The 15,173-nt window shown below is 67.9% G+C and carries 17 protein-coding genes; 11 read left to right on the top strand and 6 right to left on the bottom strand.

Annotation, left to right across the window (positions count from 1 at the left end):
- Positions 1 to 156: 156 nt before the first annotated feature.
- The 6 genes from ACYVD7_RS11435 to ACYVD7_RS11460 all read left to right on the top strand — a co-directional run bounded on the left by ACYVD7_RS11435 (position 157) and on the right by ACYVD7_RS11460 (position 4,700).
- Complete coding sequence (locus tag ACYVD7_RS11435) at positions 157 to 951, top strand: ABC transporter ATP-binding protein (RefSeq protein WP_460763148.1); 795 nt, start codon at positions 157 to 159, stop codon at positions 949 to 951.
- Positions 951 to 1,700, top strand: a complete 750-nt coding sequence (locus ACYVD7_RS11440) for an MlaE family lipid ABC transporter permease subunit (RefSeq protein WP_460763151.1) — start codon at positions 951 to 953, stop codon at positions 1,698 to 1,700. The genes ACYVD7_RS11435 and ACYVD7_RS11440 overlap by 1 nt, the downstream gene beginning before the upstream one ends.
- A 99-nt stretch (positions 1,701 to 1,799) precedes the next feature.
- Positions 1,800 to 2,324: an outer membrane lipid asymmetry maintenance protein MlaD gene (gene mlaD / locus ACYVD7_RS11445; protein ID WP_460763154.1), complete on the top strand. Its 525-nt coding sequence runs from the start codon at positions 1,800 to 1,802 to the stop codon at positions 2,322 to 2,324.
- The gene (locus tag ACYVD7_RS11450) at positions 2,324 to 2,977 is read left to right on the top strand and encodes an MlaC/ttg2D family ABC transporter substrate-binding protein (protein WP_460763157.1); all 654 of its coding nucleotides are present in this window, start codon (positions 2,324 to 2,326) and stop codon (positions 2,975 to 2,977) included. Before mlaD ends, ACYVD7_RS11450 begins: the two co-directional genes overlap by 1 nt.
- A 117-nt stretch (positions 2,978 to 3,094) precedes the next feature.
- On the top strand, positions 3,095 to 3,373 hold the full coding sequence (locus tag ACYVD7_RS11455) for an STAS domain-containing protein (RefSeq protein WP_460763160.1): 279 nt from the start codon (positions 3,095 to 3,097) through the stop codon (positions 3,371 to 3,373).
- Positions 3,374 to 3,443: 70 nt separating this feature from the next.
- On the top strand, positions 3,444 to 4,700 hold the full coding sequence (locus tag ACYVD7_RS11460; RefSeq protein ID WP_460763163.1) for an MlaA family lipoprotein: 1,257 nt from the start codon (positions 3,444 to 3,446) through the stop codon (positions 4,698 to 4,700).
- 236 nt (positions 4,701 to 4,936) lie between these two features.
- Here the strand turns inward: ACYVD7_RS11460 and ACYVD7_RS11465 are convergent, their stop codons facing one another.
- Entirely contained in the window at positions 4,937 to 6,286 is a 1,350-nt protein-coding gene (locus ACYVD7_RS11465; protein ID WP_460763166.1) for a DNA recombination protein RmuC, read from the bottom strand.
- A 98-nt stretch (positions 6,287 to 6,384) separates the two neighbouring features.
- Between ACYVD7_RS11465 and ACYVD7_RS11470 the strand changes: the two genes are divergently transcribed.
- Together ACYVD7_RS11470 and ACYVD7_RS11475 are read left to right on the top strand one after the other, a co-directional pair.
- Entirely contained in the window at positions 6,385 to 6,735 is a 351-nt protein-coding gene (locus tag ACYVD7_RS11470; RefSeq protein WP_460763169.1) for a GFA family protein, read from the top strand.
- The gene (locus ACYVD7_RS11475) at positions 6,732 to 7,232 is read left to right on the top strand and encodes a GFA family protein (RefSeq protein WP_460763172.1); all 501 of its coding nucleotides are present in this window, start codon (positions 6,732 to 6,734) and stop codon (positions 7,230 to 7,232) included. Before ACYVD7_RS11470 ends, ACYVD7_RS11475 begins: the two co-directional genes overlap by 4 nt.
- Before the next feature lie 72 nt (positions 7,233 to 7,304).
- On the opposite strand, the gene fdhD is transcribed toward ACYVD7_RS11475, so the two are convergent.
- From fdhD to ACYVD7_RS11495, 4 genes are all read right to left on the bottom strand, one after another.
- A complete protein-coding gene (gene fdhD / locus ACYVD7_RS11480; protein ID WP_460763176.1) occupies positions 7,305 to 8,147 on the bottom strand; it encodes a formate dehydrogenase accessory sulfurtransferase FdhD in 843 nt (280 codons plus the stop codon).
- The gene (locus ACYVD7_RS11485) at positions 8,144 to 8,380 is read right to left on the bottom strand and encodes a helix-turn-helix domain-containing protein (RefSeq protein WP_460763178.1); all 237 of its coding nucleotides are present in this window, start codon (positions 8,378 to 8,380) and stop codon (positions 8,144 to 8,146) included. Before ACYVD7_RS11485 ends, fdhD begins: the two co-directional genes overlap by 4 nt.
- Complete coding sequence (locus tag ACYVD7_RS11490) at positions 8,377 to 10,731, bottom strand: FdhF/YdeP family oxidoreductase (protein WP_460763181.1); 2,355 nt, start codon at positions 10,729 to 10,731, stop codon at positions 8,377 to 8,379. Before ACYVD7_RS11490 ends, ACYVD7_RS11485 begins: the two co-directional genes overlap by 4 nt.
- Before the next feature lie 101 nt (positions 10,732 to 10,832).
- Positions 10,833 to 12,008, bottom strand: a complete 1,176-nt coding sequence (locus tag ACYVD7_RS11495; protein ID WP_460763183.1) for a class I SAM-dependent rRNA methyltransferase — start codon at positions 12,006 to 12,008, stop codon at positions 10,833 to 10,835.
- A gap of 285 nt (positions 12,009 to 12,293) precedes the next feature.
- On the opposite strand from ACYVD7_RS11495, the gene ACYVD7_RS11500 reads away from it, so the two are divergent.
- The 3 genes from ACYVD7_RS11500 to ACYVD7_RS11510 all read left to right on the top strand — a co-directional run bounded on the left by ACYVD7_RS11500 (position 12,294) and on the right by ACYVD7_RS11510 (position 14,389).
- Positions 12,294 to 13,073, top strand: coding sequence for a rhomboid family intramembrane serine protease (locus ACYVD7_RS11500; RefSeq protein WP_460763186.1), 780 nt, complete (start codon positions 12,294 to 12,296; stop codon positions 13,071 to 13,073).
- Between the two features lie 157 nt (positions 13,074 to 13,230).
- A complete protein-coding gene (locus ACYVD7_RS11505; RefSeq protein ID WP_460763189.1) occupies positions 13,231 to 13,770 on the top strand; it encodes an outer membrane beta-barrel protein in 540 nt (179 codons plus the stop codon).
- A gap of 148 nt (positions 13,771 to 13,918) precedes the next feature.
- Entirely contained in the window at positions 13,919 to 14,389 is a 471-nt protein-coding gene (locus tag ACYVD7_RS11510) for a cytochrome c oxidase assembly factor Coa1 family protein (RefSeq protein ID WP_460763192.1), read from the top strand.
- A gap of 95 nt (positions 14,390 to 14,484) precedes the next feature.
- Here ACYVD7_RS11510 and ACYVD7_RS11515 read toward each other — a convergent pair whose 3' ends face one another.
- Positions 14,485 to 14,961 carry an Lrp/AsnC family transcriptional regulator gene (locus ACYVD7_RS11515; RefSeq protein ID WP_460763195.1) on the bottom strand — a complete coding sequence of 159 codons (477 nt, stop codon included), beginning with the start codon at positions 14,959 to 14,961 and terminating at the stop codon, positions 14,485 to 14,487.
- Between the last annotated feature and the right edge of the window lie 212 nt (positions 14,962 to 15,173).

Raw genomic sequence — 15,173 nt, forward strand, 5'->3', positions numbered from 1 at the left:
CGGAGCCGCGAACCCGACGGCCATGACCATCGGCCGGCACGCCGCACGTCGGCGCTCTGCGACAATGTCGCCCGCCATTCAGGCTTTCCCCCGCATCCTTCGCGCGCTTTTGCGCCCATGCGCCCGCGCACCCACGAAGAGCACGCCAGACCCTGCATGACCGACACCGCGCCCATCGTTCGCATCGACAACCTCCGCCTCGACCGTGGCGGACGCACGGTGCTGCGCGACATCAGCCTCAACGTGCCGTGCGGCAGCATCGTCGCGGTGCTGGGGCCGTCGGGCAGCGGCAAGTCGACACTGCTGGCGGCTTTGACCGGCGAACTGCACGCGGCCGCCGGCTCGGTGCAGGTGCTGGGCCAGGAAGTGCCGCGTTCGCAACGCGCGCTGCTGGAGCTGCGCAAAGGCATAGGTGTCCTGCTGCAGGGCAACGGCCTGCTCACCGACCTCACCGCGGCGGAGAACATCGCGCTGCCGCTGCGCATGCATACCAAGCTGCCGGCGCCGGTGATCCGTCGCCTGGTGCTGATGAAGCTGCATGCCGTCGGCCTGCGCGCCGCCGCCGATGCGTATCCGCGCGAACTCTCCGGCGGCATGGCCCGCCGCGTCGCCCTGGCGCGCGCGCTGGCGCTGGATCCGCCGCTGATGATCTACGACGAGCCGCTGACCGGCCTGGATCCCATTGCCAGTGGCGTGGTGATGGACCTGGTCAAGCGCCTCAACGATTCGCTCGGCCTGACCAGCATCATCGTCACCCACCACGTGCACGAGACGTTGCCGATCGCCGACCACGCGGTGGTGATCGCCAATGGCGGCATCGTGTTCACCGGCACGCCGGATGCGCTGCAGGCCAGCGACGATCCGCTGGTCCGCCAGTTCCTCAACGGCGAACCCGACGGCCCCATCCCCTTCGAAAGCGCCGCCTTCAACAGCAGCGCGGAGGCCGCGTGATGCCGTTCGTTGCCGCCACCCGCGCCATCGGTCGCGCCGGCCTGTTCACGCTGTCGGTGCTGCGCGCGTCGAAGCCGACCGCCGACTTCTTCCGCGAGCTGGTCCGCGAGATCTACAAGATCGGCGCGCGCACGCTGCCGATCATCACCGTTGGCGGCGCCTTCGTCGGCCTGTCGGTGACGCTGCTGGGCTACCGCGCGCTCGATACCTACGGCGCCGCCAACCAGGTCAGCGCGATGCTCGGCCTGGGCATGTATCGCGAACTCGGCCCGGTGCTGACCGCGCTGCTGTTCATCGGTCGCGCCGGTTCGTCGATCGCGGCGGAGCTGGGCCTGATGCGCGCGACCGACCAGATCACCGCGCTCGGCCTGATGGCGATCGACCCGATCGGCAAGGCGGTGGCGCCGCGCTTCTGGGCCGCGCTGTTGTGCATGCCGCTGCTGACTGCGTTCTTCTGCAGCCTGGCGATCAGCGCCGGCTACTTCGAGGCCGTGCATGTGATCGGCATCGACCAGGGCTTCTTCTGGCAGGTGCTCAAGGACAGCGTCGACTTCGGCGACGACTTCCTGATGGCGTTCGTGAAGTCGGCGGTGTTCGGTGCGACCGCGGCACTGGTCGCCGCGCACGTCGGTTACCACGCCGAACCCACCATCGAGGGCACCTCGATCGCGACGACGCAGGCGGTGGTCAATGCGTCGCTGCTGGTGCTGATGTTCAACTTCGTGATGTCGGCATTGTTGTTCCGGTAGGGCGGGTTTGACCCGCCGGTATGCGCGGATCGTTGTTTCGTTTTACGAGATCGTTGTTTGCGGCGGGCCAAGGCCCGCCCTACGAATAGGGTGAGTGACATGCGTAGTCCAAGAATCGAATTCGCCGTCGGCGCCTTCCTGCTGCTGGGCCTGGCCTCCGTGCTGGTGCTCGCGCTGGCGTCCACCAACCGCAACTGGGGTTTTGGCGGCGACAGCTACCCGCTGAAGGCCCGGTTCACGTCCATCGGCGCGCTGCGCCCCAACGCTCCGGTGAAGATCGCCGGTGTCGCGGTGGGCAAGGTGGCCGACATTCAGGTCGACCCGGTTAAATACGATTCCGTCGTGACCCTGGCCATCAACAGCAAATACAGGGACCTGCCGGGCGATACCTCCGCCGGCATCTTCACCAACGGCCTGCTGGGCGAAAGCTACATCGGCCTGGCGCCCGGCGGCGATCCCGAGCCGCTCAAGCCCGGCGACGAGATCTTCCTCACCCAGCCGGCGGTGGACCTGATCCAGCTGGTCGGCAAGTACATGTTCTCCGGCGCCGGCAAGTCGGGTGACGACAAGCCAAGCAACGAAACCCCCGCGGAGCCCTCCGCACCTTCGGAAGAAACCAAGTGATGAAGCGCAACCTGATCACCCTCGCCCTCGCCGCCGCCTTCGCGGCCGCCGCGCCGGCGGTCACCTTCGCGCAGAGCGCGGCGCAGGCCGCGCCGGCAGCCATCTCGCCGAGCAAGCTGGTGTTCGACAACTCCACCCGCATCCTGACGACGCTGGAAACGCGTCGCGCCGAGTTCAGCAAGAACCGCGGCGCGCTGCGCCAGTTCGTGTCGAGCGAGTTCAACTCGATGTTCGACCGCGACTACGCCGCGCGCATGGTCCTGGGCGTGCACGGCCGCGGCGCGTCCGACGGCGACGTGAAGCTGTTCGCCGATGCGCTGACCGACAGCCTGATGGGCCGCTACGGCTCCTCGCTGCTCGACTTCAACACCAAGCTCAAGGTGCGCGTGAAATCCGAAACCGCGCTACCCAACGGCCGTGGCGTGCGCGTGTCCAGCGAGTTCCTGCGCCAGGGCGGCGAGCCGATCCCGGTCGACTACCTGATGCGCAAGTCCGGCACCGGCTGGAAGGTGTTCGACGTGATGGTCGAAGGCGTGAGCTTCGTGCAGACCTTCCGCGCGCAGTTCGACGGCCCGCTCACCCGCAAGTCGATCCCGCAGGTGGCCGCCGACCTCAAGGCCGGCAAGCTGCAGGCCGACGCGGGCAAGAACTGATCACGAAGCACTGACTGCCCAGCACGATGACCACGGGACGTTGGCCGCGCACCGCGCCAACGTCCCCTTCGTCGCAACGTGATGGCACCCTGACCGCCCGCACCGAGGCAGCCACCGATGACCGCCACGCTCTCCCGCACCGACGACACCCTGGTTTTTGCCGGCGAACTCGATCGCGCCGCGGTGGCATTGCTGTGGCCGCAGGCGCAGGCGAAGCTCGCCGGCGCCCGCGCGCTGGACCTGACCGCGCTGACGCGCATCGACAGCGCCGGGCTGGCGTTGCTGGCCGAACTGGCCGCGCACATCGACGGCGTCCGCGTCGTGGGCACCCCACCGGGGCTCGGCGAACTGCGCGCGGCATACCGCCTGCAGGACGATCTTTCCTTCACGGCCTGACCCGCTGCCCGCCTTGTTGCGGTAGCGTTACAGCCTCTCGCCGCGCTTTTCCCTGAAGCTCCCCATGCGCTTGAACGGATTCCCCCTCGCCCTGGCCGCGCTGCTGGCTCCCGCCGCGGTGCTTGCCCATGCTTCCAGCGACGCGACTCCGGTCGCTGCCGAACCGGTTCCGGAGCAGGTCATCGCCACTGCTTCGGCTGCCGATATCGACGTTGCGTCGCCCGTTGTCGACCCATCCGCCGCGGCTGGCCAGCTTGCGACGCCGGAGACGACCACCGTCGCCCTTGCACAAAGCGCCGGAACCGAGGCGCCCGCACCGGAGGACCCCAGTGCCGCGCAGCAGACGCCAGCTGTCGATGCGACAGCGGTCGATGGGCCCGCTGTCGAAGCTGCCTCTGGCGAACGCGCACCCACGGTCGAGGCCGGCGCGCCTGTCGCCAATCCCGACCTCTCGGCCACCACCACGCAGGACGGCGCATCGCAGGACGATACGACGACGCCCGCCGAACCGGCGCCCGCCTCCACCGCGCCGACCGACGCCGAACGCGACTTCGCCGACATCTACGGCACCCAGGGCTACAACCCGGTCGCCGATTCCACGCTGCCGGAGCCGGCGACGATGCCCGGCACCTTCGACCCGTGGGAGAAGTACAACCGGCAGATGCACCGCTTCAACTACGTGATCGATCGCCGCGTCGCCAAGCCGCTGGCGCGCGGCTACGTGAAGGTGGTGCCGCGACCGGTTCGGCTGGGCGTGAGCAATTTCTTCAACAACCTCAGCCAGCCGCTGACCATGGTCAACAGCCTGCTGCAGGGCAAGCCGAAGCAGGCCGGGCAGTCGCTGGGCCGATTCCTGCTCAACTCCACCGTGGGCGTCGCCGGCCTGTTCGATCCGGCCACCCGGGTCAAGCTGCCCAATCGCAGCGAGGACTTCGGCCAGACGCTGGGCGTGTGGGGCTGGAAGCGCTCGCGCTATGTCGAGCTGCCGCTGTTCGGGCCGCGCACGGTGCGCGACGTGTTCGGCATGGTTGGCGACGCGCCGCTGAGCCCGCTGCGGCGGATCGAGGAAGACAGCGTGCGCATTCCGCTGCAGGGACTGCAGCTGGTCGACATGCGCGCGCAACTGCTGTCCACCGATTCGTTGCGTGAAGGCGCGGCGGACGACTACACCCTGGTGCGCGATGCCTGGTCGCAGCGCCGTGACTACCAGATCTTCGGCGACCGCCTGAAGAACGGCGAAGACCTGCCGGACTACCTGCGCGACGACGAGGACGATTCCACCGTGCCGATCGACGCGATGCCGGTGCTGGTGCCGGGCGGCAGCTGATCCGCGCGCAGCGTCCTTCGACTTCGCCTGCGGCGCGCAGCTTGTCCTGAGCGCACTCGAAGGGCCCAGGATGAGCGGATCTGGATGTGGGGCGTGCTTGAGTCGCGCTTGACTGGCTGGACGCCGAACATACGAGACTGGGCCGTTGGATGCCTTCGCATGAGGAGGAGATGCCCTCCGCGAACGCCGCTCATCCTGAGCGTAGGCGCCTAGCGCCGAAGTCGAAGGACGCAGACTCAGCCTTCGTCATCCATCGCATCCGACGCGGTACCCAGCAGTCGCTGGCTGTCTTCCTGCGGCAACGCTTCGACGTCGCGCAGCTTGCGTGACAGCGCGCGCGTGCGCCGGCCGGTTTCCTCGATCTTGCCGCTGGCTTCGTCCAGCTTCTTCTTCACCCCGTCGAGCACGGCGCCGAACTTGCCGAACTCGGTCTTGACCGCGCCGAGCGTGCGCCAGACTTCGCTGGAGCGCTCCTGGATCGCGAGCGTGCGGAAGCCCATCTGGAAGCTGGTCATCAGCGCCAGCAGCGTGGTCGGGCCGGCCACGGCGATGCGCTGGTCGCGCTGCAGCGCGTCAACCAGGCCCGGCCGACGCAACACCTCGGCGTAGAGACCTTCGGTGGGCAGGAACAGGATCGCGAACTCGGTGGTGTGCGGCGGTCCGACGTACTTGTCGCGGATGCGCGTGGCTTCCAGGCGCACGCGCCGCTCCAGCGCGTCACCGGCGGCATGCGCGACGGTGACATCGCCGCGTTCCTGCGCGTCCAGCAGGCGTTCGTAGTCCTCGCGCGGGAACTTGGCGTCGATCGGCAGCCACAACGGCGCCTCGCCGGTCGAACCGGGGAACTTCACCGCGAATTCCACCCGCTCGCTGCTGCCCGGCAGCGTCGCCACGTTCGACGCGTACTGGTCAGGCGCGAACACCTGCTCCAGCAGGCCCGCCAGCTGCACTTCGCCGAATACGCCGCGCGACTTCACGTTGCCCAGTACACGCTGCAGGCCGCCGACATCGGCCGCGAGCTTGTTCATGTCGCCCAGGCCCTGGTGCACCTGCGCCAGCATCGCGGTGACGTTGCCGAAGCTTTCGGTCAGGCGCGTTTCCAGCGTCGCGTGCAGTTTTTCGTCGACGGTGGCGCGCATCTGTTCGAGCTTGGCGGCGTTGTCGCTCTGCAGTTCGCGCAGCCGCTGTTCCAGCGTCGTGCGCATCTCGCCGATGCGCTGTTCGTTGTTGCGGGTGAGTTCGGCGACGCGCAGGTCGAGCGCGCCGGCGAAATCCTTCAGCGCCAGCGCGGTTTCCTGCCGCGCCTTGCGTGCATCTTCGGTCAGCGCCTCGCGCAGGTCTTCCAGGCGCTGGTCGGTGCGGCCGGCGGCTTCGTTGAGGCGGTTGGCGAAGCCGTCGGTGCGCAGTTCCTGCTGGGTGGAGAAGCTGTCGAGCTGTTGGCGCAGTTCGACGCGGCCGTCGCGCTGCTCCTCGCGCAGGGCCTGCTGCAGCGACGCGTCCGGGCGACGCAGCAACAACAGCACGAGCAGCACGATGGCCACGAGGACCGCGGCGAGCAGCAGCATCAGGAGCAGGGATTCGGACATGGGCGCCAGTGTAGCGGGCCAGGTCGCAGCACATGAGACGGCAGGCGGCGAAAGGTATGCTCGCCGACGCGGACTGGACCGCGCGCGGAGACGCAACGATGACGACGCACAAGGGCAGCTGCCATTGCGGCAAGGTGGCATTCGAGGTAGACGGCGAAATCGACGGCGCGACGAGCTGCAACTGCTCGATCTGCCAGCGCAAGGGTTCGCTGCTGTGGTTCGTGCCGCGCTCGCAGCTGCGGGTGACCGCGGGCAAGGACGCGCTGGCGACGTACACGTTCAACCGCCACGTCATCCGGCATCGCTTCTGCCCGGTGTGCGGCATGCATCCATTCGGTGAAGGCACCGACCCCAAGGGCAACGCGGTCGCCGCGATCAACATCCGTTGCCTGGAGGACATCGATCTCGACGCGGTGCCGGTGAACCACTACAACGGCCGCGCGTTGTGACGGCCGACGCTGGGTCCGGAGGCGGGTTCCCGCTGGAAGGCGGTTGTACGTGCCGTGCGGTGCGCTATCGCGTGGCAGCCGCGCCGATCTTCGTCCACTGCTGCCATTGCCGCTGGTGCCAGCGCGAGACCGGCACTGCCTTCGCGCTCAACGCGATGGTGGAAACCAGCCAGGTGACGCTGCTGCAGGGCGAAGTGGAAACCGTGCATACGCCTTCGGAAAGCGGCAAGGGCCAGCAGATCGTGCGCTGCGCGCAATGCCACGTCGCAGTGTGGAGCCATTACCCCGGTGGCGGCCCGGAAATCGCTTTCGTGCGCGTGGGTACGCTGGACAATCCGGACGTGGCGCCGCCGGACGTGCACATCTACACCGCGTCTAAGCAGCCGTGGGTGGTGCTGCCCGAAGGGGCGGCGGTGTTCGCGGAGTTCTACGACCCGCGGGCGCAGTGGCCGGCGGAGTCGATGCAGCGCTATCGCGCGGCGAAGCAGCCGGCTTGATGACGCTCTACGCAACGCGATGTGCTCCAGCGCGTCGTGTTGCGGTTCGACAGGGACGGATCCTGCTCGCGGCTACGGCGCGACGCCTTCGATGCGCCCGGGATGGCTGTAGAGATTGAACGCATCGCCGCGCGCGAAAGCCGCCAGCGTGATTCCGGCCGCTTCGGCGGTGCGGATCGCCAGGTCGGTGGGCGCGGAAATCGCGATCACTATCCCGATGCCCGCCATCGCGGCCTTGTGCACGATCTCGTATGACGCGCGTGAGGTGATCACCAGGAATCCGTGGCCCGGATCGGTGCCCGCGTGCACCATCGCGCCGACCAGTTTGTCCAGTGCGTTGTGGCGACCCACGTCCTCGCGCACCAGTAGTCCGTGTTCGCCGACGAAACCGGCAGCGTGTACTCCGCCGCTGCGCGCATTCAACGGCTGCCGCGCGGCCAGTCCCGCCAGCGCGGCCTGGATCCGTGGCATTGAAACCGGCTGCGGTTCGCGCACGCGCGGGACCGGCCGCAAAGCGTCTTCCAGCGCTTCCACGCCGCACAGTCCGCAACCGCTGCGACCGGCTAGGTTGCGGCGTCGCGACTGCAGCGCGTCCCAGCGGGATTGCGGGATCGCCGCATGCACGGCAACGCCAGACGCGCCGTTCACGATATCGACGACGCGTAATTCGTCCGCGCTGGCCACCACACCCTCGGTGAGGGCGAAGCCGAGCGCGAAGTCCTCGAGATCACAGGGCGTCGCCATCATCACCACGTGCGATTGGCCGTTGTAGAGCAGCGCTACCGGCGCTTCCACTACTACGGTGTCCTCGTGTGCGCTGCACTCGCCGGCCTGCACGCGCAGCGCGCGCACGGGAACGAGCGGTTCGCCGACGGGGCCTGCTTGCGGATGCGCATCGCGCGCGTGCGCCTTCATGCGTGAGCGCACAGCTGCCGGCCCTTGGCCGTGAGCCAGAGCCGGGTCAGGTCGCCGTCCACGCGCGCTTCAACCAGGTCGAGGCCGTCGAAGCGCGGATCGCTGCCCAACGCGGTCAACAGGCGCTGCAGTTCGCTCAGGCCCAGGCCAAGGCGCTTGGCGACGCGATGGATCGACTGGCCGTCTTCGCTGGCCAGCAACTGCAGGAGTTGCAAGGCGGGCTCGTCGCTCATGGGCGTAGGGCGGGCCTTGGCCCGCCATCCGGGTCGCCCGTCATATCGGTGTCGTACGCCACGTCGATCGGCGGGCCAAGGCCCGCCCGACGCAACCGCACCGGAATCGACTTCGACGCCGGCGTGCGCGCGCGGTCAGCGTAGCTGCCCAGCGGCACCAGCGGATTGGTCTCCGGGAAGTACGCCGCGAGGCAACCCGCCGGGATGTCGTATTCGACCAGGCGGAAGCCGTGCACTTCGCGCTCCTCCACGGCGCCGGCCGCATCGCGCCAGACCGACACGAGGTCGACCATTTCTCCGTCGCTGAAACCATGGCGCTGCAGGTCGTCGGACGAGATGAAACAGACCCGGCGCAATCCGTGCACGCCACGATAGCGGTCGTCCAGGCCGTACACGGTGGTGTTGTACTGGTCGTGCGAGCGCACCGTCATCAGCGTCAGCAGCGCGCCATCGCGCTCGCCGTGCAGGGCCAGCGGATGCACGAAGAAATGCGCCTTGCCGTCGCGCGTTGGGAACGCGCGTTCGCGATTGGGATGGCGCAGGTGGAAGCCGCCCGCCGTGCGCACGCGCGCGTTGAAATCCTCGAAGCCGTCGACCACGCGCGCGATGCGTTCGCGGACGCGGTCGTAGTCGTCCACCAGGGCGAGCCACGGTGTCGCGCTGCCGGGCAGCGTCGCCGCGGCGAGGCGCGCGATGATCGCCGGCTCCGACAACAGGTGCTCGGACGCCGGCGCGTTCATGCCCGACGACAGATGCACCATGCTCATCGAGTCCTCCACCGTCACCGCCTGCGGGCCGGTGGCCTGCAGGTCGATCTCGGTGCGGCCCAGGCACGGCAGGATCAGCGCCTCGCGGCCGTGGACCAGGTGCGAGCGGTTGAGCTTGGTGCTGACGTGCACGGTGAGGTCGCAGCGGCGCAACGCCGCCTGGGTCAACGCGGTGTCCGGCGTGGCGGTGGCGAAATTGCCACCCAATGCAAAGAACACCTTGCCGTGGCCGTCGCGCATCGCCGCGATCGCGCTGAGCGTGTCGAAGCCGTGTGCACGCGGCGGATCGAAGCCGAATTCCGCGCCGAGCTTGTCGAGGAAAGCGGCTGACGGTTGCTCGTAGATGCCCATCGTGCGATCGCCCTGCACGTTGGAGTGGCCGCGCACGGGGCACGGTCCGGCGCCGCGCCTGCCGACGTTGCCGCGCAGCAGCAGCAGGTTGCCGAGCATCTGGATCGCGGCGACGCTGCGGTGGTGCTGGGTGATGCCCATGCCCCAGCAGAAGATCGCCGCATCGCTGTCGATGTAAACCTGCGCCGCGTGTTCGAGCTGCGCGCGGGTGAGGCCGGATTCGCGTTCGAGGTCCTCCCACTCCGCCGCGCGGACGCTGGCGGCGAACAGCTCGAAGCCGGACGTGTGTTCGGCGATGAAGGCTTCATCGAGCGTGGAACGCCCCGTCGCGTGGCGTTCCACCACGACCTTCGCCATCGCCGTCGCCACGGCGAGATCGCCGCCGATGCGCGGCTGGAAATAGTCGGTGGCGATGCGCACGCCCTGGCTGCCCGGGCGCATGTCGGCCGGCGACTGCGGATACGCGAAGCGTTCCAGTCCACGTTCGCGCAGGGGATTGAACGCGATGATTCGACAGCCGCGCTTGGACGCTTCGCGCAGCTCGCCGAGCATGCGCGGATGGTTGGTGCCGGGATTCTGGCCGAAGATGAAGATGGCGTCGGCGTGCTCGAAATCCTCCAGCAGCACCGAGCCCTTGCCGCTGCCGAACTGTTCGGTGAGGGCGACGCCCGACGGCTCGTGGCACATGTTCGAGCAGTCGGGCAGGTTGTTGGTGCCGAACTCGCGCACGAACAGCTGGTACAGGAACGCGGCCTCGTTGGAGGCGCGACCGGAGGTGTAGAAGATCGCCTCGTCGGGCGTGGCGAGCGCGTTCAGCGCGCCGGCGATCTTGGCGAACGCCGCGCCCCAGCCGATCGGCACGTAGCGATCGCTCGCGCCGTCGTAGGCCATCGGCTCGGTCAGGCGGCCCTGTCCTTCGAGAAAGTAATCGTCCTGCAGCGCCAGCTGCGACACGGTGTGCGCGGCGAAGAACTCGCGCGTCACCCGCTTGCTGGTGGCCTCGTTCGCCACTGCTTTCACGCCGTTCTCGCAGAACTCGAAGGTCGAGTGCACGTTGCGATCCGGCCACGCGCAGCCCGGACAGTCGAAGCCGGTGGGCTGGTTGGTGCGCAACAGCGTGCTGGCACCCTTCAACACCACCTGCTGCTCACGCAGCGCATGCCACGAGCTTTTCAGCGCGTCCCAGCCGCCGGCGGGCTTGAGGTAGACATCGATGGATTTGCGCGAGGACATGCGCGGATTGTAGGGCGGGTCTTGACCCACCGACGCGCCCGGACCAAAGGCATGCGACCACCGGCGCGCCCTGCCGAAGGCGGGCCGAGGTCCGCCCTACGTCAGTCCAGCACGCGGCAGAACACCGCCTTGAGGTAACGCGATTCAGGTACCTGCGCCAGCCAGGGATGGTCGGCGCCGGCACCCGCGACCTTCAGCACCTGCACGGTGCGGCCTGCGTAGAACGCGGCACGGCGCAGCATGTCGAGGAACTGGTCCTCGGCTACCAGGCCGGTGCAGGAGAACGTCGCGAACAGGCCGCCCGGCTTCACCACGCCCAGCGCCAGCTTGTTCATGTCGAGGTATTTCTTCAGCGCGGTGATGACCTGCTCGCGATCGCGGGTCATCTTGGCCGGATCGAGGATCACCACGTCGAACTGCTCGCCGGCATTACCCGCATCGCGCAGCCACGGGAAGATGTCGGCCTGGACGAAACGCGGGCGCACGTTGTTGAGCTTGGCGTTGCCCTTGGCGATCTCGATCACCGCTTCGTCGATGTCGATGCCGACGACTTCGGACGCGCCACGCACCGCCGAATACACCGCGAAACCACCGGTGTTGCAGCACAGGTCGAGCACGCGCTTGCCTTCGACCTGCTGGCTCAGCCACTGCCGGTTCTCGCGCTGGTCGGCGAAGAAGCCGGTCTTGTGCGCGCCGGCGGGATCGGCGCGGAACTTCACGCCGTATTCGGTGATGACCGACGGTTGCGCGGGTTCGCTGCCGCGGAAATCGAACGACTCCTGCTTCTGCACGTGCTCGTCGGCGGAGGCGTGGAAGCGGCAACCGGGGAAGAGCTGCCTGAGCGCGGCGTAGATCCATTCGCGGTAGCGGAAGGCGCCGGCGCTGAAGAACTCGACCACCAGCAGGTCGCCGTAGCGGTCCACGACCAAGCCGCTGATGCCGTCACCTTCGCTGTGCACGACGCGCCAGGCGTCGCTGACGGCGTCGAGCTTGAGGACGTCGCGGCGCAGCGACACCGCTTCGGCGATCTTGCGCTCGAACCAGGCGGCGTCGACGGCGACGTCCGGGTCGCGTTCGAGCATGCGCAGGGCGATGCGGGAGTGGCCGTTGTAGAAGCCACGACCGATCCAGACACCGTCCACGCCGACCACGTCGACGATCTGCCCGGACCTGGGCCGCTGCGCCGGCTTGTCGACCAGGCGCTGGAAGATCCAGGGGTGGGTGGAGTTCCAGGCGTTCTTGAGACGGACGGTCGGGTTCGGTTCGGCAGTATTCATCGCGGCATTTTACGCGGCGGAACGGGGTCGCCGTGGATATCCCGCTCCGCTGGCTCACACGCACATGAGCTGCCCCGGCCGCGATGACGGTATTGCGCCGGGTCGAGCGCGCGAGGCGAGACTGCCGAGGCAATGGCAGCCGCTGGCGGAGAGCCCGCAGGCGTGGCTTCTCAGCGCGCTGCGGCGCGTTTTGGGAGCGCAGCAACCATTGTCCTTGCGGCGCGGACGGACTTTCCCGCCGTTCCACCCTTGCATCCCCCTGCCCCTGCCGCCACTGCATTGGGCATGCACCTGCCCAGCCCTGAACTACCCGCCGACAGCCCGACCCAGCGCGCCAGGGATCGTGGTCGCCTGCTGCGCGCGCTCAACGCCAGCCTCGCCTTCGCGCTGCTGCTGGGCGCGGTTTACGCCGCGCAGCCGACCTTCGACGTCGCCCGCTGGGCGGTGCAGCCGCACGACCTGGCCGGACTGGCGGGCGTGCTCACCGCGCCGCTGCTGCACGGCTCGATCGAGCACCTGGCCGCCAATGCGATCTCGCTGCTGTTGCTGGGCACGCTGGCCGGCGCGGTATATCCGCGCGCCACGCTGCGCGCACTGCCGTTGCTGTGGCTGGGCTCCGGGCTGGGGGCGTGGCTGCTGGGCGATGCGGGCACCCGCCACCTGGGCGCGAGCGGGGTGACCCACGGACTGATGTTCCTGGTCTTCAGCCTGGGCGTGCTGCGCCGCGACCGGCCTTCGGTGGCGGCGGCGATGATCGCCTTCTTCCTCTACGGCGGCATGCTGCTCACGGTGTTGCCACACGAAGCCGGCGTGTCCTGGCAGTCGCACCTGGGTGGCGCGATGGCCGGCATCGTGGCGGCGTGGCTGTGGCGTCGCGCCGACCCGCTGCCGCCGCGGCGCAAGTACAGCTGGGAGATCGAGGAGGAGCTGGAAGCGCAGGCTGCACAACGCGAGCGCGACGAACTCGAACGCGACATGCCGCACGACGTGCCGGTGCTGTGGCAGCGCCCCGAGCGCGACGACGAACGTGGCGTGGTGCTGCGGTTTCCGCCGCGACAGGAGTAGGAAGGCGTCCGCCAGCACAGCGCAGCGCCGGAACCCGGCCTGCCACACTTTGCCTGAACGGCGGCTGTTAACGAAAAATTGACATATTTCCGGAGAGCGCCGAATCTCTGCGCCCCCCGATCCTGGGGGAATGATCAATTTTTCTGGAAAGCACGCAATGAAGAAGACCCTGATCCTCGCCTCCGCCCTGGCCCTCGCCTCGGTGTCCAATTTCGCCCTGGCTGCCGAAGGCAAGGGCTTCGTCCGCGCCGAGCTCGGCCGCAGCCACGTCGATATCGACGTGTCCGGCATCGGTAGCGGCAGCGAGAACGACACCAGCTACTCGCTGCGTGGCGGCTACTACTTCACCGAGAACTTCGCGGTCGAAGGCTTCTACAGCAACCTGTTCGACAAGTCGGTTGACGGTGACTCGGCCGAGCTGAGCGCCATCGGCGTGGGCGTGGTCGGCAAGAAGAACTTCGGTGCCAACAACACCGGCTTCTTCATCGACGGCCGCGTCGGCGTTGCGCACGGCAACCTCGACACCAACTTCGGCCTGGACGGCAACTCGACCAAGCCGTACGTCGGCGTCGGCGTGGGCTACGACTTCAACGAGAACGTCGGCCTGAGCCTGAACTACGACTACCTCAAGGGCAACGGCGATGGCATCTCCATCACCGCCAAGCCGCTGACCCTGGGCGTCGAAGTCCGCTTCTGATCGTCCGGCAATCGTTGCACTGGAACGGCCGCTTCGTGCGGCCGTTTCTTTTTTGCGGCATTTCTGGCCGCGCCTGCGCACGCTAGAGTGCGCAAGCCGCGCCGTTCGTCCTGTCGCGGCCACATGCCTGACAGGAGTTGCCGTGAACATGCCCGCGCAGACCCACTGGTTCGGCCGCAACTGGAAATGGGTGGTCCCGGTGGGCTGCCTCTCGCTGGTGATGCTGTTCGTCCTGGTGGGTGCGCTGCTGTTCGCAGGGGTGTTCAACTTGATGAAACAGGCCGAGCCCTACCGGTACGCACTGGAATCGACGCAACGCCATCCCGCGGTGATCGCCGCGCTCGGGCAACCGATCGAGGCGAGCGCGATGATCCGCGGCAACATCCAGGTCAAAGGCGCTTACGGCGATGCGCAACTGAATTTCCCGGTGTCCGGTCCGCGTGGCAAGGCGACGGTCTATGTCGAGGCGCGCAAGGAACGCGGCCGCTGGCGGTACCGCATCATCGAAGTCGACACGGGTGCGCAGCGCATCAACGTCGTGTCTGACGACACCGTCGCGGCGCCTTCCGGCGAGGACGACCAGGTTGAGGACGACCAAGTTTCCGAAGGCGCACGGTAACCGGCGCGCAAGCCGTCCGCATTTCAAGACGACCTTTCAGCATCACCACCGGCTGCGTTGAAACTACGGCACCGGCCGCAGGTAACGCGACGTCATCAGCCGCGCGGCAACGGCATCCCGCGAAACGCCTTCACCGTGCGCAGTACGAAACTGGAATTCACGTCGGCCACGCCCGCCTGGTTGAGCAGGCGATCGAGCAGGAAGCGCGAGAAGTGTTCCAGGTCGCGTACCGCAACCTGCAGCAGGTAATCCATGTCGCCAGTGAGGGCGTGGCAGGCGACGACTTCGTCCCACTGGTCGACGAACTGCGCGAACGCCGCGATCGAATCCGCGTCGTGGTGGCGCAGTTGCACGCGCACGAAGGCGAGCAGGCCCAGACCCAGACCTTCCGGACTGACCTCGGCGCGGTAACCGGTAATCACGCCGTCGCGTTCCAGCCGCTGCACCCGGCGCAGACAGGCCGAAGCCGACAGATGGACGCGTTCGGCCAGCTCGGCGTTGGTCTGGCGACCGGCGCGCTGGAGTTCGGCTAGCAGCAGCAGATCGGTGCGGTCGAGGTCGACGGCAGCCATATGGCGGATTCCTGCTTGGTTTTCCAATGAGGCGCAACAATCTTGCGCCAAAGCCGCCACCTGGCACAACAACGCAACCTTCTTGCAGCCTGTGGACGCTAAAGTGCCTTGATGCGGTCAAGCGCCGTGTTCGAGCGCCCGTGGCGATCCCTAGTTCGACCTGGACGTCTCCCACGATGTTCGTTCACATCGCCCTACGCGACCGTGCTCCA

It is taken from the genome of Lysobacter fragariae, assembly GCF_054779775.1.